Annotated in this window: 19 protein-coding genes; 12 read left to right on the top strand and 7 right to left on the bottom strand. The window is 69.8% G+C overall.

Annotated elements, in window-relative coordinates; translation table 11 throughout:
* Positions 1-192: 192 nt before the first annotated feature.
* Genes D7V80_RS14475 through D7V80_RS41425 form a run of 3 tightly spaced genes read left to right on the top strand, consistent with a single transcriptional unit; the run spans position 193 to position 1,598 of the window.
* Positions 193-660, top strand: coding sequence for a type II toxin-antitoxin system RelE/ParE family toxin (locus D7V80_RS14475; RefSeq protein ID WP_147447102.1), 468 nt, complete (start codon positions 193-195; stop codon positions 658-660).
* A 33-nt stretch (positions 661-693) separates the two neighbouring features.
* Positions 694-1,086 (top strand): helix-turn-helix domain-containing protein, encoded by a 393-nt coding sequence (locus tag D7V80_RS14470; protein WP_120588716.1) that lies wholly within the window; start codon positions 694-696, stop codon positions 1,084-1,086.
* On the top strand, positions 1,083-1,598 hold the full coding sequence (locus tag D7V80_RS41425) for a hypothetical protein (protein ID WP_147447101.1): 516 nt from the start codon (positions 1,083-1,085) through the stop codon (positions 1,596-1,598). Before D7V80_RS14470 ends, D7V80_RS41425 begins: the two co-directional genes overlap by 4 nt.
* Here the strand turns inward: D7V80_RS41425 and D7V80_RS14465 are convergent.
* Positions 1,586-2,638, bottom strand: a complete 1,053-nt coding sequence (locus D7V80_RS14465) for an SDR family NAD(P)-dependent oxidoreductase (protein WP_120588715.1) — start codon at positions 2,636-2,638, stop codon at positions 1,586-1,588. The genes D7V80_RS41425 and D7V80_RS14465 overlap by 13 nt on opposite strands.
* Positions 2,639-2,904: 266 nt before the next feature.
* Here D7V80_RS14465 and D7V80_RS14460 point away from each other — a divergent pair, with 266 nt between their 5' ends.
* On the top strand, positions 2,905-4,248 hold the full coding sequence (locus tag D7V80_RS14460) for a hypothetical protein (protein ID WP_120588714.1): 1,344 nt from the start codon (positions 2,905-2,907) through the stop codon (positions 4,246-4,248).
* A gap of 12 nt (positions 4,249-4,260) precedes the next feature.
* Here the strand turns inward: D7V80_RS14460 and D7V80_RS14455 are convergent, their stop codons facing one another.
* Positions 4,261-4,872 (bottom strand): TetR/AcrR family transcriptional regulator, encoded by a 612-nt coding sequence (locus D7V80_RS14455; RefSeq protein WP_120588713.1) that lies wholly within the window; start codon positions 4,870-4,872, stop codon positions 4,261-4,263.
* A gap of 77 nt (positions 4,873-4,949) precedes the next feature.
* Here D7V80_RS14455 and D7V80_RS14450 point away from each other — a divergent pair, with 77 nt between their 5' ends.
* The gene (locus D7V80_RS14450; protein ID WP_120588712.1) at positions 4,950-5,843 is read left to right on the top strand and encodes an NmrA/HSCARG family protein; all 894 of its coding nucleotides are present in this window, start codon (positions 4,950-4,952) and stop codon (positions 5,841-5,843) included.
* On the opposite strand, the gene D7V80_RS14445 is transcribed toward D7V80_RS14450, so the two are convergent.
* Complete coding sequence (locus tag D7V80_RS14445) at positions 5,840-6,262, bottom strand: DUF3574 domain-containing protein (protein WP_233585355.1); 423 nt, start codon at positions 6,260-6,262, stop codon at positions 5,840-5,842. The genes D7V80_RS14450 and D7V80_RS14445 overlap by 4 nt on opposite strands.
* A gap of 107 nt (positions 6,263-6,369) precedes the next feature.
* On the opposite strand from D7V80_RS14445, the gene D7V80_RS14440 reads away from it, so the two are divergent.
* The gene (locus tag D7V80_RS14440) at positions 6,370-6,783 is read left to right on the top strand and encodes a DUF6194 family protein (protein WP_120588710.1); all 414 of its coding nucleotides are present in this window, start codon (positions 6,370-6,372) and stop codon (positions 6,781-6,783) included.
* A 1-nt stretch (position 6,784) separates the two neighbouring features.
* On the opposite strand, the gene D7V80_RS14435 is transcribed toward D7V80_RS14440, so the two are convergent.
* From D7V80_RS14435 to D7V80_RS14425, 3 genes are read right to left on the bottom strand one after another with little or no spacing between them, the layout of a single operon-like run.
* Positions 6,785-7,984, bottom strand: coding sequence for a lipocalin-like domain-containing protein (locus D7V80_RS14435; protein WP_120588709.1), 1,200 nt, complete (start codon positions 7,982-7,984; stop codon positions 6,785-6,787).
* Between the two features lie 3 nt (positions 7,985-7,987).
* The gene (locus D7V80_RS14430; protein ID WP_120588708.1) at positions 7,988-10,528 is read right to left on the bottom strand and encodes an FtsX-like permease family protein; all 2,541 of its coding nucleotides are present in this window, start codon (positions 10,526-10,528) and stop codon (positions 7,988-7,990) included.
* Positions 10,525-11,253, bottom strand: a complete 729-nt coding sequence (locus tag D7V80_RS14425) for an ABC transporter ATP-binding protein (RefSeq protein ID WP_120588741.1) — start codon at positions 11,251-11,253, stop codon at positions 10,525-10,527. Before D7V80_RS14425 ends, D7V80_RS14430 begins: the two co-directional genes overlap by 4 nt.
* A gap of 223 nt (positions 11,254-11,476) precedes the next feature.
* Here D7V80_RS14425 and D7V80_RS14420 point away from each other — a divergent pair, with 223 nt between their 5' ends.
* A complete protein-coding gene (locus D7V80_RS14420; RefSeq protein ID WP_120588707.1) occupies positions 11,477-13,597 on the top strand; it encodes an ATP-binding protein in 2,121 nt (706 codons plus the stop codon).
* Here the strand turns inward: D7V80_RS14420 and D7V80_RS14415 are convergent.
* A complete protein-coding gene (locus D7V80_RS14415; RefSeq protein ID WP_233585360.1) occupies positions 13,548-14,372 on the bottom strand; it encodes a carboxylesterase in 825 nt (274 codons plus the stop codon). The genes D7V80_RS14420 and D7V80_RS14415 overlap by 50 nt on opposite strands.
* Positions 14,373-14,442: 70 nt before the next feature.
* Between D7V80_RS14415 and D7V80_RS14410 the strand changes: the two genes are divergently transcribed.
* The 5 genes from D7V80_RS14410 to D7V80_RS14390 all read left to right on the top strand — a co-directional run.
* A complete protein-coding gene (locus tag D7V80_RS14410; protein WP_120588705.1) occupies positions 14,443-14,739 on the top strand; it encodes a DUF3467 domain-containing protein in 297 nt (98 codons plus the stop codon).
* Positions 14,740-14,796: 57 nt separating this feature from the next.
* The gene (locus tag D7V80_RS14405) at positions 14,797-15,549 is read left to right on the top strand and encodes a hypothetical protein (RefSeq protein WP_370452493.1); all 753 of its coding nucleotides are present in this window, start codon (positions 14,797-14,799) and stop codon (positions 15,547-15,549) included.
* 43 nt (positions 15,550-15,592) lie between these two features.
* Positions 15,593-16,492: an oxygen-dependent coproporphyrinogen oxidase gene (gene hemF, locus D7V80_RS14400; protein WP_120588703.1), complete on the top strand. Its 900-nt coding sequence runs from the start codon at positions 15,593-15,595 to the stop codon at positions 16,490-16,492.
* Complete coding sequence (locus D7V80_RS14395) at positions 16,492-17,022, top strand: hypothetical protein (RefSeq protein ID WP_120588740.1); 531 nt, start codon at positions 16,492-16,494, stop codon at positions 17,020-17,022. The genes hemF and D7V80_RS14395 overlap by 1 nt, the downstream gene beginning before the upstream one ends.
* 174 nt (positions 17,023-17,196) lie before the next feature.
* Positions 17,197-18,104, top strand: a 908-nt coding sequence (locus D7V80_RS14390) for a hypothetical protein (protein WP_120588702.1), incomplete at its 3' end; no start/stop codon positions are given.

Here is an 18,104-nt window from a genome sequence, read left to right as displayed (position 1 = left end):
GTGCGGGCCATTAAAGCTCAATGTAGGTAACTGTGTGTTTTGCGTCAAGCCTGCAGAATCATTACGCCTGTCTGCTTGGTGGAAGATCGGTCGACTCTTGAGCGAGGCCTAAAAATTGATCCAGCCCCCAGTGACGCTACATTACATGCCTGTAGTGCAGTCCCATGCCACCTGCACAAGGAGAGTTCCTTGGTGCTCGGCTGGTTGGTGAGGGAGCGGCCTACTTTAGGCGGGGTGGCAAATGGTTCCGACGATGTTAACCTCCAGGTTGACAGCAGAGGCGGGAAGATGCTGAAAACCCACCTTGTCGAAGGTCTTCCAACCTCAAGGTGGGAGATCCACTTTTTGGTTCTGGAGAATGATCGGAGGCCAGTCGAGGAGTTTTTAGAGCAGTTAGAGGAAACTGAGCAGGCGGCATTCGTCGCTCGATTCACTCAAATGCTTTCTGGCCCACCGTTTACGCAGTTGAGCACATTTAAGACGTATAGCAGTATCTGGCAGGTTGCTACGCATGACTACAGAATTCTAGGGTTTAGAAGCGGAAACACGCTCGTCCTAACCAACGGATTCAAGAAGACAGGGAAGAAGACTCCGCCAGAATGTGTCGAAAAATGCCAAGAATATAAAACGCAATATTTCGATGAGAAGCAGGCGGAATAGTAACAGTTTGTTGGTTCTCAGGGGGTTGGACGCATGGCCTGGGCCGATCGAGTCAAGAGCGCAGCTTTTCAGCTTGAGGTTAAAAAGCACCGAGTCACATTGGATGTCGCCGAGCGTCTTGCCGAGGCAATGAAAGCTCGAGGAATGAAAGCCAGCCAACTGGCCGAGAAACTTGGCAAAAGTCGAGCTTGGATTTCAAAGTTTCTCCATGGCGGAAGAAACACTAGTTTCTTCACTGCCGTGGAAATTGCTGACGCGCTTGGACTTGATATCGAAGTTCGGCTCGTCGAGCGCGCATCGCTGAATCTGGTGAGTGCTGTGGAGATACGTAATATCGCGCCGAGTGGCGAAGTGATTCCGTTCACAGCTCGCAATGGACTGAAGTATGACTTCACGGCAAGTATTGGGAAGTCACAGGCGGCATGACTACAAGCACTAATGGCGGAAGCTCAACGGAAGCTTCTCCGCGCTTGGCCCTTTCGCCTGTAGTACAAAAATTGGCGCAAGCGGTGAACTTGGAGAGCGTCCGTTTGATGAAGGCGGATGCCGAGATTCTAGGCATTTCTGCTGGCGAAACTCTTTCGGAAATAAAGCTTGAAGTGTTCGCTGGTGGTGAAAGATCGCCTGATAGTCGCCAAGCACTTAGGATCTTTGCTGGCGCAAGGTTGGATTTTTTGCCTTCATCCGAATCAACAAAAGTGTTGGTTCGCCTGTCTTGTCATTTTGCGCTTGATTACAAGGTGGCCGAAGAGGCTTTGTTTGCGAGTTTGGGAGAGTCTGATATTACGGCATTTGCGACGACCAATGGCATTTACAATGCTTGGCCATATGTTCGAGAGTATTCCCAGAGCACGCTTGCTCGTATGCAGTTGAGTGGAGTGCTGTTGCCGTCATTTAATGTGGGGCGGATGTTGGCGCTCCAGGCTCAAAAGAAGTGAGTGTGTCGGTGGCTTGTTTTGGATGAGTGGGAGTCTGACTTAAGCCCATTGGGGTCGGTTGGGTTGGATATAAATCCCTGCTCCCGCAGGAAGGCCACGGTGTGGGCCACGCCGTCCGCGAGCGGGGTGGGGCGGAAGGCCAGCTCGCGCTGGGCCTTGGCCGCGTTCACGCGTGCCTCCCAACGCATGAAGGACAGCTGACCGGGGGCGACGAGCGGCGTGAAGGGGAACACGCGCGCGAGCGGCGCGGACACGCGGGCCAGGGCCTCCATCAGGAAGACGGGCGCGACGGCGGGAGGCTTGCCGGCCCCGGCGGCCTTGCTGATGGCGAGCGCGAGGTCCGCGGTGCTGACGTACTGGTCGGAGACGAGGTAGCGCTCGCCGTTGACGCCGCGCTCGGCGGCGGCGAGGTGCACGTCGGTGCAGCCGTCCACGTGGACCACGGACATGCCGCCCGGAGGGAGCAGCGGGGCCTTCTTGTTGAGCAGCTGGATGAAGAAGGAGTTGAGCCCCACGTGCACGGGGCTGGGGCCGTAGACGGCGGCCGGGTTGACGAAGACGACGTCCAGGCCCTGCTGGCGGATGGCCTCCACGGCGCGCTCGGCTTCCTGCTTGGAGCGTTCGTAGACGGTGGGCTTGGGGTGCGGATCGATGTTCGCTTCGGTCAGCTCTCCGCCCCGGGGCGCGGCGAAGACATCCATGGTGGACGTGTAGACCACGCGGCGCACCTTCGCGGCATGCGCGGCGGACAGGACGTTCACGCTGCCCTGGCGGTTCACGCGGTCGAAGATGGAGTCGTCCCGGTGCCACTGCTCCGGCATGCCCGCGGCGTGGAAGACGAGCTCCACGTCATGCAACGCGGCGGGCAGGGTGCCCGGCGACGTGACGTCACCCTGGATGAGCCGCACGGAGGAGGGGAGCAGCTTCGAGGCGCGGGCCAGGTCCCGCACGAGCGCGCGGACGGAGGCGCCCTGCTTCACGAGCCGCTGCACGATGGCGTTGCCAATGAGGCCGGTGGCCCCGGTGACGAGGACGTTCATGGGACCGGCAATCTAAGCCCCCTGGCCTCCACGCTGTACACACCGCCGCGATGGGCCGTTGCATTCTGCTCGCGCGGAAGGGACTCGCGGACACTGACCCGCTGGGGCGGCAGGGAATAGATCCAGGCGCTATCCAGATGAGAGTCTATTCCCGATGCGTCTCGCTGTTGATGATGGGGCTGGTCCTGTGTGGGTTCGGTTGCGCGGTCTGCCCTCTGGGGGTGGCCCCCTCCCCGCGGGCTCCGATCGCGGGGGCTTCGCGCCTCATGAGCTGGAGCAAGCCCCAGCGGCTCTCCGCCGGGCCGTCGCTTTCGTGGGAGCACACGCGCGCGGCGGCGGGCCCAGCCGGGAGCGCCTTCGCCGTCTTCGCGCATGTCACGACCCAGAACGCGCCCCACGACTACACGGCGCTCTACGCCAGCCGCTATGACGCCACGTCCGACACCTGGACGTCCGAGCAGCCGCTCCAATCACAACCCGGCAACCTTCTGCGGACCAGTCTGGCCGCGGATGAGCAGGGAAATGCCCTGGCCGTCTGGATTCAGCAGACCCCGGCCGGTAACACCTTCTTCGCCAGCCACTTCTCGGCGGCGACGGGCCAATGGAGCCTCGCGCTCCAGCTCACGTTCCCCGTGGACGACACACCCACCATGCGTCTGGCCATGTCGCCCACGGGCGATGCGGTCTTCGTCTGGACCACGCTCTGCAAGACGCTGTGCAGGCCCGCCGAGCACCGGGTGATGGCCATGCGCTATGCGGCGGCCAGCAACCGGTGGATCCAGCCGCCGGTGCCGCTCAACTCCGCGCGTGACACCCCGTCGCTCTGGCCCGCCGCCGCCCTCGACGCGAACGGCAGCGCGCTCGTGCAGTGGCAGCAGGCGGATGCCCGGGGGACGCAGGCCATTCATGGCAGCTCGTTCAACGCCGACAAGCTCCAGTGGTGTGGCGATTCAGTCCTGAGCCGGACGAACTACGGCGCGGCCTCGACGCCTGCCATCACCATGGACGCGTCGGGCAACGCGCTCGCCGTCTGGCCCCAGCGCTTCTCGACGCTGGCCGGCGAAGAGATGCAGGGAATCGACGCACGCCGCTACGACCGTGCGAGCAACACATGGCAGCCCGCCGAGCGCATCGACTCGCACCTCTCCGATTACGGCGGCATGTTCAACCCGTCCATCGTCGTCGCGACGAACACGGGCGATGCACTGGCCGGCTGGCTGTACATCCCCCACCCCCCGCCCCTCACCGGGGCCGCCGAGGGACGCGTGTACCTCGCGGCGAAGGAGGCCTGGGACATCCGTCCGCGCTTCGACCGCAGCGTCGACCCGAACAACCCGCGGCTCGGAGGCACCGTGCTGGGCGGATTCCCGGTGCTCGCCTCTGACCCGGCCGGTGACCAGGTCGCCCTCTGGGCCCAGTCCGACCACACGGCCTGGGCGAGCTACCTCTATGCCCCAGGCAACTTCCGGCCCCCGGAACCCCTGCGGTCCGCGCCGGGAGCTGTCGTGGGCGCCATCACGGGGGCCATGGAGCTGAATGGGCATGCGACGGCGGTGTGGCTTGAGACCGCCGCGGATGGCGACAGCCTCTGGGTCGCGCGCTACCAGTAGCAGCCGCTCGCGTCAGCGGTGCCGTGTGGCGCGGGGCTCGGGGCGGGAGCGCAGCCCGTCGAAGAACATCCCGGTGAGCCGGTGCACGCGCTTGGGGCCCGAGGCGTCCTCCGCGGCGGCGAGGGAGATGGCCATCGCCATGCACACCACGTCATCCAGGAGGACGTCGCTTCGCACCTCGCCTTCGCGCTGCGCGGCCTTCAGCAGCCGCTGGCCTTCGGCCGTCGTCGCGTCGCAGCCCGCGGTGTGGCTCTTGAGGACGATGCCCAGGGACGCCGCGAGCCCCTTGTACATGCTCGCCGAGTGCACGAGCTCCTCCAGGAAGACGCGCAGCGCCTCGAGCGCGGGCAGTGACTCCGCGCGCTCGCGGCTCTCCTTCGCGAGCAGCAGCAGCCGCTCGTCGCACGTCGCGGCGAGCAGCGCCTCCCGCGACTCGAAGTGACGGTAGAGCGTGCCGATGCCGACCTCCGCCCGCTTCGCCACGTCGTTGAGCGACGCGTCCGCGCCGCGCTCGGAGAACACGGCATGCGCCGCCGCGAGCAGCCGCTCCCGGTTGCGCCGTGCATCCGCGCGCAAGGCTCCGCCCGTCACGTCCTCCTGCGGGTTCTTTGGCTGCTTTGTCATTGCCACTTGAAAAACGGAGGATAGCTCCGCATTTAACCGGAGCAATCCTCCGCTTAGCAAGGGAAAGGCAGGACCTGATGGCGACGAAGAGCGAGACCGTGTTGGTGCTGGGAGCGACCGGACAGCAGGGCGGCGCGACGGCGCGGGCGTTGTTGAAGGACGGCTGGCGGGTCCGCGCGCTCGTGCGGGACCCGGCGAGCGCCAGGGCCCGGGAACTGGACGCGGCGGGCGTGGAGTTGGTGCGGGGGGACATGGGGGACCGCGCGTCGCTCGACCGTGCGGTCGCGGGGGCGTACGGCGTCTTCAGCATCCAGCCCAGCTCGGCACAGGCGAGCTACGGCGTCACGGACGACGACGAGGTCCGCTTCGGCACCTCCATCGCGGACGCGGCGAAGGCGGCGGGCGTAGAGCACTTCGTCTACACGTCGGTGCTGGGGCTGCGTCCCGGCACGGGTGTGGACCACTTCGAGACCAAGTGGCGCATCGAGGAGCACGTCCGGGCCAGTGGCCTTCGCGCGACCATCGTGCGGCCGGGGACCTTCATGGAGCTGCTGCTGGTGCCGGACTTCGGCCTGACGCGGGGGGCGCTCCAGTTCTTCATCCAGCCGGAGCAGCCCATGCAGTTCATCGCGGGGGAGGACATCGGCGTACTGACCGCGCGCGTGTTCGCGGAACCTCGCACGTACGTGGGGACCACGCTGGAGATGGCGGGAGACTCGCTCACCGGCAATGCGCTCGCGGAGAAGATCGGCCGGGCCACCGGGACGTCCGTCTCCTACTCTCGGTTTCCGCCAGAGGTGCTTGCGGCGAGCCCGATGCTGCGCAAGCTCGTGAAGCTGTTCGAGGATGGCTTCGTGTTCGAGAGCGCGGACATCCCGGCGCTGCGGCGGCTGGCGCCGGGGCTGCTCACGTTCGATGCGTGGCTGGAGCGCGGGGGCGCCGCGGCGATCCGGGAGCGGTTCGCGGCCTAGAACGCGACGCAGGGCTGGGAGTCGATGCGCAGCACCGACTCCTGGTCGAACTGGCTCTTGTACTCCTCGCGGATGGTTTCGATGTCCGCCGAGCGCGCCTTGCTGCCGTCGTGCAGCAGCACGATGATCTTGCTCTGCTCGTGCACCAGCTCGCCGCTTTCCAGCTGGTACTGCCCGTTGGCGTCGTACACGGTCAGACCCTCCTGGAAGCGGGGCGTGACGATCGTGTCCACGAAGGCCTGGAACTCGACCTCGCTGACGGGCTCGTTGTTCACCCGGTTCCGGCCGAAGTACAGGTCCGTCTGGTACAGCGGCTCTCCCACCTTGCAGTCCAGGCCGTCGTCACCGCCACATGCCGTGACGCCCGACCCGAACACGAGGGTCAGCCCCAGCAACAGCCGTGAGGCAACGGCGGTCATCCCTGGAAAATGCATCGCGGGTCACTCCGGGAAAGTGGGGACGGGAGCATGACCGGCTGTTTCCGTGCGTGATAGAGCGACTCCGGTACGACTCGGAGGAGTTCGCCATGACAGGAGCCATCAGCCTGGAAGCGCTGGCGGAGTACATCCAGGACGCGTTCAGGGACGTGCACGTGGACACCTCCACGCCAGACCTCTTCTTCTTCGCGGGGGACGAGCGGAAGCACCCCTTCGCGACCATCGTCACGCGGGACACCGAGTTCGACCACCACTCGGAGCTGGACCGCGACGGCGTGTTCCGGCTGAACCTGGGCGTGAGCAAGGAGAGCTTCCAGAAGCTGTTCCCGGAGCTCGATCCGAACGTGGACTTCACGGACCTGGACGTGCTCCTGCCGCACCCGGCCTATGCGCGCATGTTCTGGGTGAGCGTGCTCAACCCCAGCCACGAAACGCTCCGGCTGCTGCGCCCGTACCTGAAGGAGGCCCACGACCTCCAGGTGAAGCGGGGCGCCCGGGGCTGAGTCACGGCGTGCGGCTGCGGACGGTCTGCTCATCCCGGGGCGCGTCCGCGTACCCCGTCATCTCCAGGTAGCCGCGCCCCTGCACGGGCCGACCCTCGCGCGTGCCGTCCACGGTCACCGCGCCCTCCCAGTAGCGCACCAGCACCGGCAGCTCCTGGTCCGGCAGCTTCGGCGTCACGGTCAGCTCCAGCGACACCTTGGGAACCTGGACGCGCCAGCCCGCCGGGTACTCGCCGCCGCGCGGGCTCTTCCAGGTGCCCCGGGGCTCCAGCTTCATGTCCTCCGCGGTCAGGTGCTCGGCCTCACCCGTCTTGGGGACGTACGCGCCCGCGCTGAAGGTGTCCTTCGAGCCGTCCTTCTTGCGCAGTTGGTAGAGCATCAGCTCGCTGCCGTCGGAGAGCTGGAGCGCGAACCAGTCCCAGCCCACCTGGTCGCCGCTGAGCGCGCTGGTGCTCCACTCGCGGTCCATCCAGCTCTCGCCCTTCACCTGCACCGTCTGCCCGTCCACCGACACCGTGCCCCGCGAAGGCATGCGCGGCATCGAGTAGTAGTAGGACGCGTTGCCCCGCTCCGCGCCCTTCTGGCTCAAGCCCTTGTCGCCCTGGAGCACCGGCGGCTTGCCCTCGTCGAGCGTCAGCTCCAGCGTCACTCCGTCGCCCTGCGCGCGCAGGTGCATGGGCCACGTGCCGCCCGTTCCTTCGCTGCGCACGTCCCAGTCCTGAAGCCAGACATGGAAGGGCGCTCCGTCCGCGCCCGCCAGCCCCTGCGCCGCGCGGCTGAAGCGCTCGGTGACGTGGAACTTCCCGGCGCTCACGTCCGTCAGCGTGAAGTGCCCCATGAACACCTGCCGCGTGCCCCAGCTGGACTCGCGCTGGGGCTGCTCCGGCGACAGCGCGCTGCGGAACAGCGTGAACTGGTAGCCGAAGGCGCGCCCGTCCTGCGTCTCCAGATTTCCCGTCCAGTACCACCACTCGGTGCGGAAGTCGGGGTGGGGGCCGTGGTCCTCCGGGAAGTGGAAGGGCCGGGGCTCCATCGCGCGCGCGTAGCCCTCCGTGCCGCCATCTCCGCCCATCGCGGACGCGACCGTCATGCCGCCTGTGTTCGCGGGACCGGTGTCCTCCGTGTCCCGCAGCACCACGCCCACCGCCACGCCCAGCGCGGCGAGCACCAACACCACTCCGATGACGAGTCCCCGCCCCATGCCTCACTCCTCCCGCAACGCCATGGCCGGATTCGCGCGCGCCATGCGCCACGCCGGGTAGAGCCCCGCGAGCGCCGCCGCCACCAGCGCCAGCACCAGCGCCTGGCCCACCACGCCGGGCGCCACCACCAGCTGCAACGTCCACCCGAACGAGCGCTGGTTGATGACGTGCACCAGCACATAGGCCAACGCCAATCCCAGCGGCACGGAGAACAACCCCGCGAGCAGGCCCAGCAGGCCCGTCTGCAACGACACCATGCCCCACAGCTGTCCAGGCGTGAGCCCCGTCGCGCGCAGCACCGCGAACTCGCGCGCACGCTCCAGCTGCAGCGACATCAGCGCGCTCAGCACGCCCACGAACGCGACGCCAATGGCCAGCAAGCGCAGCACCTGCGTGATGGTGAAGGTCCGGTCGAACACCTCCATCGACGCCTGCCGCAGCGCCCGGTTCGCGCGCACGTTCAAGGCCTGCTCACCGCCCGCGCGGTCGCGCACGCGGGCCACCAGCTCGTCCACGTCCTGTCCGGGGGCGGCGAAGAGGGACAGGCCGGACACGCCCCGGTCCTCGTACCAGTGCTCATACGTGGCACGCGGCATCAGCACCGTCCCCACGTCCGAGCCATAGTCGAAGTAGACGCCCGCCACGCGGAAGTCGTGCGGCCCCTTGTCGGTGGCCACGCGCAGCGTGTCGCCCGCGTGCACGCCCCGGTGGAACGCGAAGGGCTCCGACACGATGAGCGCATCCGTTGATGCGTCCAGTTGCCGCCACACGTCCTCCGCGCGCCCCTCCTTGAAGCGATACGTCCGCTCGTGGCCCTTCGCGAAGTCCACTGCCAGGAGGTCCGTGTCCACGTCGTTGATGCGCACGTGGATGACCCGGATGGAGCCGCTCGCCTCGACACCCGGCGTGGACCGCAGCTTCTCCGCGAGCCCCGGCACCAGCGACGAATCTCCGCGCCGCGCCACCAGTGACGGCGGCGACACGAACACGTCCGCCTGCAACGCGGACTCCAGCCACGCAGCCACCGTGCCTCGGAAGCTGGACACCATCAGGCCCACGCCCACCGTCGTCGCCACCGCGACCATCAGCGCCGCCAGCGCCACCGCCGTGCGCGACAGGCTCGCCGTCACGCCGCGCGCCGCCATGCGTCCCAATGGACCGAACATCGCGCCCAGCGGCCGAGCCGCCGCCTTCGTCAGCTTCTCCGTCACCCAGGGCACCAGCAGCGAACTGCCAAGCAGCACCCCGAAGAGCCCCGTATACGCCGGCAGCAGCGCCTGCGTGGGCCAGGCGAGCACCGCCGCCGAGATGGCCAGGATGATCAGCCCCAGCACCGCCAGCTTCGGCGCCCGGTTGCGTGACACGTCCTCCACCGTCGAGCGCCGCAGCGCCGTCACCGGTGCCGCCCGCGCCGCTTCCCACGCGGGCACCAGCGCCGCCAGCACCGTCGCGCCCAGGCCCAGGCTCAGGCCCTTGATGAGCGTGAACGGCTCCAGGGACAGCCGCCGCACGTTCACCACGAAGTACAGGTCGTTGATGGTGCGGGTGATGAGGCCCACCAGCCCGCTGGCCATCAGGATGCCCAGCAGCAGCCCCGCCGCGGTGCCCACGATGCCCAACAGCAGGGCTTCGCCCAGCACCACCGCGAACAGCTCTCCGCGCGTCACGCCCACCGCGCGCAGCCGGCCCAGCATCCCGCGCCGCTGCACCACGGAGAACGTCATCGTGTTGTAGATGAGGAACATCCCCACCACGAGCGCCAGCAGCGACAGCGCGGTGAGGTTGGTGCGGAACGCCCGCGTCATCTGCTCCACCGTGCCCGCGCGCCCGGACGTCTGGACCAGCTCCGCGCCCGGCGGCAGCGTGGCCTTGAGCGTCGCGGCCTGCGCCTCTCCGTCCTTCAAGCGCAGGTCCACGCGCGTCAGCCGCCCCTCCAGGCCCAGCACCTCCTGCGCGGTGGAGATGTCCGCGATGAGCAGCGACTCCAGCGCGCGCTCCGTCGTCTCCTGCGAAGGCGTCAGCAGGGCGGACACGCGCAGCTCCCGCCGAAGCCCCGTCACCGTCACCGGCAGCGTGTCCCCGGCCTTCACGCCCAGGCTCCGCGCCGTCTTCGCGCCCATCACTACCGTGCCGGGCCGCGTGAGCAGCGTGCCGACGTCCCCCACCGCGCCGCCCGTGGAGAAGTCCCGGAAGGGCGCCTCCGCGAACGGATCCAATCCCAACAGCGTGAGCGTGCGGTGGTTGCCGCCCTCCACCTGCACGAAGCCCTGCACCACGGGGGCCGCGTCGGGTGCGTCCGGCCGCAGCTTCAGCGCCGTGTAGACACCCTCCGGCAGTCCGGACGTGCCGCCGGTGATCTGATGCGTGGCGCGGCCCGCGACGACGTCCGTGGACTGCTCGAAGGCGCGCAGCGCGCTGCCGCTCGCCAGGTCGATGGACACCACCACCGCCACGCCCATCGCGATGCCCAGCAGCGACAGCGCCGTGAGCCACGGGTGCCCGCCCAGGTGCCGCAGGCTGGAGCGTGCGAGCAGCGCCCTCATGGCGTCCCCCGGCCGCGCGCCCCGCCGGGGCGCTCCACCAGACGTCCGTTCTCCATCGTCAGCACGCGGTCCGCGCGCTCCGCCATCGCGGGCTCGTGGGTGACGATGAGCGCGCACGCATGGCCCTGCCGGGTGAGCCCTTCCAGCAGGTCCAACACCTGGCCGCCCGTCTCCTCGTCCAGGTTGCCCGTAGGCTCGTCCGCCAGCAGCAGCGGCGGGGCGTGGGCCAGGGCTCGCGCCACCGCCACGCGCTGCTGCTCTCCGCCGGAGAGCCGGTCCGGGAAGCTGTTCGCGCGCGTGCCCAAACCCACGCGTTCCAGCAGCTCCCGCGCCCGCGCGCTGGCCTCCGCGCTCGAGCGGCCGAGCAGCTCCAGCGGCAGCCGCACGTTCTCCTCCACCGTCAGCGTGGGCAGTAGGTTGAACGCCTGGAAGATGAAGCCGATGCGCTCGCGGCGCAGCAGGGTGCGGTCCCGCTCCGGCAGGCGCCCCAGGTCGCGGCCCTCCACCAGGATTTCACCGTGCGTCGCCTGGTCGATGCCGCTGATGAGGTTGAGCAGCGTGGACTTGCCGGAGCCGCTGCGGCCCAGCAGCACCACGAACTCGCCCCGGTGCAGGGCGAGCGACGTGCCGGAGAGCACCTCGCGCACGGAATCGCCTTCCGCGTAGGACTTGGTGACGGCGCGCAGTTCGACGAGGGGCCGCGAATCAGAAGGAGAGGAAGGCATGCCGGGCATCCGACATAGCCGATGCCCGGCGTCCGGGAGCGTTTCCCCGCCCAACCAGGAGGGATGCCCGCTACTGGACGCCAGCAGCGCCAGGGAGCGCTCAGCCCATGACACCTGGCAGGTTGTCCGGGTTGCTTTTCGTGCGTCCCGACACGTCCCGGTGTTTGATGGCCGCCTCTTCTCGCCGGAAGCCTTGCCTTCCGCGGGGTAGGGGGGGCCACACATGAATGAAGCCCAGGCCGGGTGGGTCGCGGCGTCCGGCAGTGTGCCCCCGCCGCTGCATGAGCTGCTTCAGCAGCTCCCTGCCTTCTTCGGCCTCTACCGCGGCCCCGGTCACCACATCGAGTTCAGCACCTCCACGCGCCTGCCGCTGCTCGACACGCATGGCCAGGTGGGCATCCCGCTGCGCGAGGCCTGCCCCCAACTGGGAGGTCCCGGCTGGCACGAGGCCTGGGACCGCGTCTTCGCCACCGGAGAAGCCCTGCACCTGCGCGAGGCCTCCGCCCGCGCGCGCACCGCCGACGAGGAGTTCTTCTTCAACCTGTCCCTGCTGCCGCGACGCGACGCGCAGGGGAGGGTGGAGGGCGTGCTCGCCTTCGCGGTGGACGTGACGGAGCTCGTGCGCACCCGCCGCGCCGCGTGGACCACCGCGGCCTGGCGCACCGAGCGCCTCCAGGCGATGACCGCCGCGCTCTCCGAAGCGCTCACCCCCGCGCAGGTGGTGGAGGTGGCCGCGCGCGAAGGCGCCCTCGCCATGGGGGCCGTCACTGGACTGGTGGTGGTGCCCGCGGGCGCGGCCCTGGACGTCTTCGAGCGCGCCGCCGCGCATGGCTTCGCTCCCGGTGAGCTGGAGGGCTGGCAGCGCTTCGAGGTCTCCGCGACCTGTCCCCTCACGGACGTGACGCGCACCCGCGAGCCCTGCGCGCTGGGCTCGTGGACGGAGTGCATGGCGCGCTACCCGAGGCTCGCGCAGCTGTCCCGCGAGCGCCCCCTGGCGGCGTGGGCGTCCGTGCCGCTGGTGAGCGGTGGGCGCGTGTGCGGCGCGTTGGGCCTGGGCTTCGGCGACGCGCGCGACTTCGACGCGCCGGAGCGTGCCTTCCTGCTGACGGTGGGCCGCCTGTGCGCGCAGGCGCTGGACCGCGCGCGCCTGTACGACGAGGAGCGCGCGGCCCGGAGCGTCGCGGAGGCCGCCAGCCGCGCCAAGGACGCGTTCCTCGCCACGGTGTCCCATGAGCTGCGCACGCCGCTCACGTCCATCCTCGGCTGGTCGCAGATGCTGCGGCAGGGCCTGCTGGGTGAAGACAAGCGCCAGCGCGCGGTGGAGGCCATCGAGCGCAACGCCCGCGCGCAACGACAGCTCATCGAGGACCTGCTCGACATCAGCCGCATCGCCAACGGCCGCTTGCGCCTGGAGCCGGTGCCGCTGGAGCTGGGCCACGTGGTGGAGGCGGCGCTGGATGCCGTCAGGCCCACGGCGCTCGCGCGCGAGCTGACGCTCGATGTCTCCGTGGACGAGGATGGCGTGCCGCTGTTTGGCGACCCGGACCGCTTGCAGCAGGTGGTGTGGAACCTGCTCTCCAACGCCATCAAGTTCACCCCGCCCGGCGGCCACGTGACGGTGTCCGCGCGCACGCGCGACGAGGGCGCGGAGCTGGTGGTGCGCGACGACGGCGAGGGCATCCCCGCGGACTTCCTGCCCTTCCTCTTCCAGCGCTTCCAGCAGGCGGACACCGGCGTGAGCCGCCAGCACGGAGGCCTGGGCCTGGGCCTGTCCATCGTGCGGCACCTGGTGGAGCTGCACGGCGGCACCGTGACGGCCGTCAGCGACGGGCTGGGGAAGGGCGCCACGTTCACCGTCGTGCTGCCCCGCTCGCGCGTGGGCACGGCCCCGGGCGCCTTGCGCGTGCCGCGTCCCGTGGAGGGCCTGACGCTGCCGCGCTTCCCGGAGCTGGAGGGCCAGCGCGTGCTGGTGGTGGATGGCCAGCCGGACGCGCGCGAGTGGATGTCCGTGCTGCTCACCCGCGTGGGCGCGCACGTGCTCACCGCCACCAACGTCACCGACGCCATGGATGAAGTGCGCCGCTCCCCGCCCACGGTGCTGGTGACGGACGTGGCGCTGGCAGGCGAGGACGGCTACTCGCTCCTGTACCGGCTGCGCGCGCTGCCCTGGGAGTCCGGAGGCGGCGTGCCCGCGCTCGCCGTCACCGCCGCCGCGCGCCGCGAGGATCGCGACCGCGCCCTGCGCGCGGGCTTCAGCGCCTTCGTCACCAAGCCGCTCGACGCGGTGGAGCTGCTCACGGCGGTGGCGCGTCTTGCCCCTCCGCCCAATCCGCCGGGCTCCTGAGGTCCTCCTCCGCGCGCCACGGCTGGAGGAAGTCCCCCACCTCCCGGGCGAGCCGCGCCCCGCACACGTCGCGCGGGATGATGTGGAAGCCCTCCCGATAGGCGACGTGCCGCACCTCGGGGCACGCCTTCATCCGCCGCGCGAGCCAGCGTCCGCCCTCCGGATCCACCACGTGGTCCTGCTCCGCGGTGGCCACCAGCACCGGGCAGCGCACCCGGGGCGCGTCCGCCAGCGCCAGGTCCTGCAGCCTGCACAGGTCGCGCAGCCGGGCCACCGGGAACGCGGGCAGCACCGGCGCCTGCGCCAGCGTGGCCGGGTCGGAGATGTCCGTGCCGCCCTTGTCCACCCACGGTGTGGTCCATTCGAGCAGCGGCGTCCTGCACAGCTGACGCACCAGCGCCATGCGCGCGCCCCGGAAGCGCACCGCGGGCGCCACCAGCGCGAGTGCGTGCACCGCTTCCGGTTGATGCGCGGCCAGCCTCAACGCCAGGAGCGCGCCCATGGACAGTCCGGCGACGAACACGCGGCGGTGTCCGGAGAGCGACGCCAGCGCCTCGTCCGCGCAGGCCTGCCAGTCGCGGAAGTCCACGTCCAGCATCGCCTCCGGCGTGGTGCCGTGGCCCGGAAGCCTGGGCGCCACCACGCGCATCCCCCGCGCCGCCAGGGCCTCGCCCAGGGGACGCACCTCCCACGGGCTGCCGGTGAAGCCATGCAGCAGCAGGCAGGCGTCCGGTCCCCGCCCCAGGGCGAAGGGCGCGGTGGACTCCCCGTCGATGTCCCGCCAGCGCGTGCTCACGGGGAGGACACTGGCCACGGCGGGCCCCAGGCGCTATGCCGCCTGACTCATGGCCGACACTCCGACGAAGCCCCCTGAAATGCAGCTCCAGGTGCAGATGAGCGAAGAGGTGTCCAATGGCCAGTACAGCAACCTGGTCCTGGTGAATCACACGGACTCGGAGTTCGTGTTGGACTTCCTCTATGTCCAACCGCAGCAGCCCCTGGCCCGCGTGCGCTCGCGCATCATCACCGGCCCGCGCCACGCCAAGCGGCTCCTGAAGGCGCTCCAGGAAAACGTGCAGCGTTACGAGGCGCGCTTCGGCACCATCCCCCTGGACGAGGAGGGCGAAGGCCCCCGGCACTGAAGGGCCGGGTCCGCCGGGACTTTCCCTCCCGGCCATTCCCGGCGCACACTGCGCGGCATCGTGTTCCGAGCCCTTGTGTTCGCCGCTGCCCTGCTGTCCGCCGCCAACGCCTCCGCCCAGTGCACCGGGGACGGAGTACAGCTGTATCCCGCGCCCGGCGGCATCGTCCCCACCAACATGCGCATCCTGCTGGAGGGCGTGGGCACCGCGAAGTCGCCGGTGCTGGGACTGGTGGGCAAGCCGCTGAAGCTGGTCTCCACCGACCACGAGGTGAAGCTCAAGGTCACCAAGGGCTGGGAGAGCTCCCTGGGCCGCGCCACCGTCATCCTCAAGCTGGCGGAGCCGATGCAGCCGGACAAGCGCTACTTCCTGAACCTGCAGGAGGTGCTCCCCAACATCGCCCTCCTCAACGGGCAGGTGGGCGCGCAGCCGTCATGGCTGAGCGGCAAGGGACCGGACGCCAAGGCCCCCAAGTGGGTGAAGCGCCCCGCCGTGTCGGAAGGCTTCGTGCGCCGCTCGCCCCAGGGCATCGCACGCTTCGTGAAGCTCAACCTCTCGCTGCGCGAGGAGAGCCCCGCCTTCCTGGTGGTGAAGCTGTCGCCGCGCCGGCTGGGCCTCTCTCCCCAGCAGTACCTGCTGCCCGTGCAGAACAACACGGCTTATCTGGGCCATGAGGCCTGCGGTGGAGCGTTCTCCCTGGAGGACGGGCGCAGCTACCGCGCGCGCATCGAGGCCTTCGATGCAGCGGGCAACCTGGCGCCATCCACGCCTCCCGTGGACTTCGAGGCCCCGTCCGCCCAGGGCCCCTAGTAGTGTGCCCGCCCGTTCAACCCGAAACAGGGAGACAACGGGCATGACGGCGACGGTGGATGTGGAGGGTTTGAAGGGGCGCATGGCCGCCTTCATCCAGAAGCTCCAGGACGACATCTGCGGAGCGCTGGAGCAGCTGGACGGCCAGGGCCGCTTCCGCGAGGACGCGTGGAGCCGCCCCGGCGGCGGTGGCGGCCGCAGCCGCGTGCTGGAGGATGGCGCCGTCCTGGAGAAGGCGGGCGTCAACATCTCCATCGTCCACGGCGAGCTGGAAGAGGCCTTCGCCAAGAAGCTCCAGGGCGAGGGACGCACCTTCTGGGCCGGCGGACTGTCGCTGGTGCTGCACCCGAAGAGCCCGCATGTGCCCACGGTGCACGCCAACTACCGCTTCATCCACCAGGGCGGGCGCGCGTGGTTCGGCGGCGGCGCGGACCTGACGCCGTACTACCTGGACGAAGCGGACGCGGCGCACTTCCACCGCACGCACAAGGCCGCGTGCGACGCGCACGACCCCACGTACTACCCGCGCTTCAAGGCCGCGTGCGATTCGTACTTCCACCTGCGCCACCGGGGCGAGGCGCGCGGCGTGGGCGGCCTCTTCTTCGAGAACATGGGCGGCGACCTGGAGCGCGAGTTCGCCTTCGTGCAGGCGTGCGGCAACAGCTTCATCCCCGCGTACCTGCCCATCGCACAGAAGCACAAGGACACGCCGGTGACGGAGGCGCAGCGCTACTGGCAGGAGGTGCGCCGGGGCCGCTACGTGGAGTTCAACCTCGTCTACGACCGGGGCACCATCTTCGGCCTGGAGACGCAGGGGCGCACGGAGTCCATCCTCATGTCGCTGCCGCCGCGCGTGCGCTGGCGCTACGATTACCACCCGGAGCCCGGCACGCCCGAGGCCCGGCTGGTGGAGGTGCTGCGCAACCCCCGGGAGTGGGCCTGATGTCCCCGGCTCCGGAGCCTGGGTCGCCTGGGGCGCCCGGCCCCGCGCGCCCGCGCAACACGGCGGTGCGCACGGGCATCGCCGTCACCGTGTTCGCGGCGGTGGTCGCCACCGCCCTGTTCATCGTCCGGCTGTCGGCGATGAAGGGCTCCGGAGCCGTTTCACCGGAGCAGGTGGCCACCGAGGCCCGCGTCCAGGTGCTGGCCCTGTGCGACGCGGTGCAGGGCTTCCGCGACGAGCACGGCGACTATGTGTCCATCGCGCCCGCGCCCACCCCCGTGCCCCGGCGGGGCGAGGCCGTGCCCTTCCCGAAGGACCACGAGGACTTCCGCCGCATCGGCTTCGACCCCGGCCCCGCCGTTCACCTCCAGTACGAGGTGCGGGTGGAGGAGAGCCCCGTGGGTGAGCCGGAGGTGTCCTGCTTCGCCCGCGCGGACACGGACGGGGACGGCCTCAACGCCGTGTACCGCGTCCGTCTGGATGCCAACGGGATGACGACCCCCGTGGAGGTGGAGCACGAGGGCGAGTAGCCCCCCATGCAACTCGGGGTTCTCGTTGTGAGAGAATCCTCCGTGATGGGAAACGTCGGCGACATCCGCGGCCCCCGCGCAGGAGGTCCTCAAGGCTCTGGTGGGCCCCGCTCTGGCGGTAGGCCCTCGGGGCCCGCGACCTCGTCGCCGGCATCTCCCTTCCGCGATGACGGGATGGAGACCTCCACCCCCACCACCTCGCCCGGCGACCGCACCCGCATCGGGGCTCCGCCCGTGGGGCTTCCGCCGGAGGCCGACGGCGGCGCGCGTCTGGAGCCGGGCGGAGAACCCGGAGCAGAAGGGCTCCCCGGCGGCGAGGGGATGGAGACCGGCGGCGAGCACGGCCTCCCCGGCGACGAAGGGCTGGAGACCGGTGACGCCCCGGAAGGCGGCGACGCGGACGGCACGTCGCGGGACGTGGGCGCGCGCTCGGCCCGCGTGGGCGTTCCCACCCGGGGCCCGCTGCCCCCGCGCACCGACAGGGGCGGCGGGACGACGCGCGCGCCCCGCGCGGACGCCGGCACGGGCTTCGAGTCCCCCGGCACGACCTCCCAGGGGCCCCGGCGCAAGGGCAACGACGGCTTCCGCACGCCCGGCTCCGCCCCCACCACCGCCAGCCCCTACCTGGGCGCGGGCGAGGCGCGCGGGCCGGTGCTGGACGTGGAGTCGCTCATCCCCTCCGACCTGAACGACCTGGAGAGCCACCTCGCGGTGGGCAAGCGCTTCGCGTCGGACGGGGCGCTGCTGGCCGCGCAGGTGCGGCCCTCGTCGCTGCCCTCGTCGGACCGGGTGGCCCGCCTGTGGGCCTTCTTCGCCGCCTACGCGGAGGCCGCCGCGCAGCACCCGCCCGCCGCGGAGGGCAAGGCCGCCTTCGAGCAGGCCCTCAAGGACCAGGGCTTCGCCGGCCTCCAGGACGCCCACACCGGGCAGAACGGCGTGGAGGCTGGGAAATGGGTGATGGACGCGCCCACGCCGCGGGAGGCCCGCGAGCGCGCGGACGCCGTCCGGCTGGAGCCCCCGCCCGACGTGCGCCACTCCGAGCAGGCCGCCCCGCTCACCCCCGGCCTCTACCAGCCCCTGCC

Source organism: Corallococcus sp. CA054B, from assembly GCF_003611625.1.
GTDB lineage: Bacteria > Myxococcota > Myxococcia > Myxococcales > Myxococcaceae > Corallococcus > Corallococcus coralloides.
This window is presented reverse-complemented; position numbering and strand designations above follow the sequence as displayed.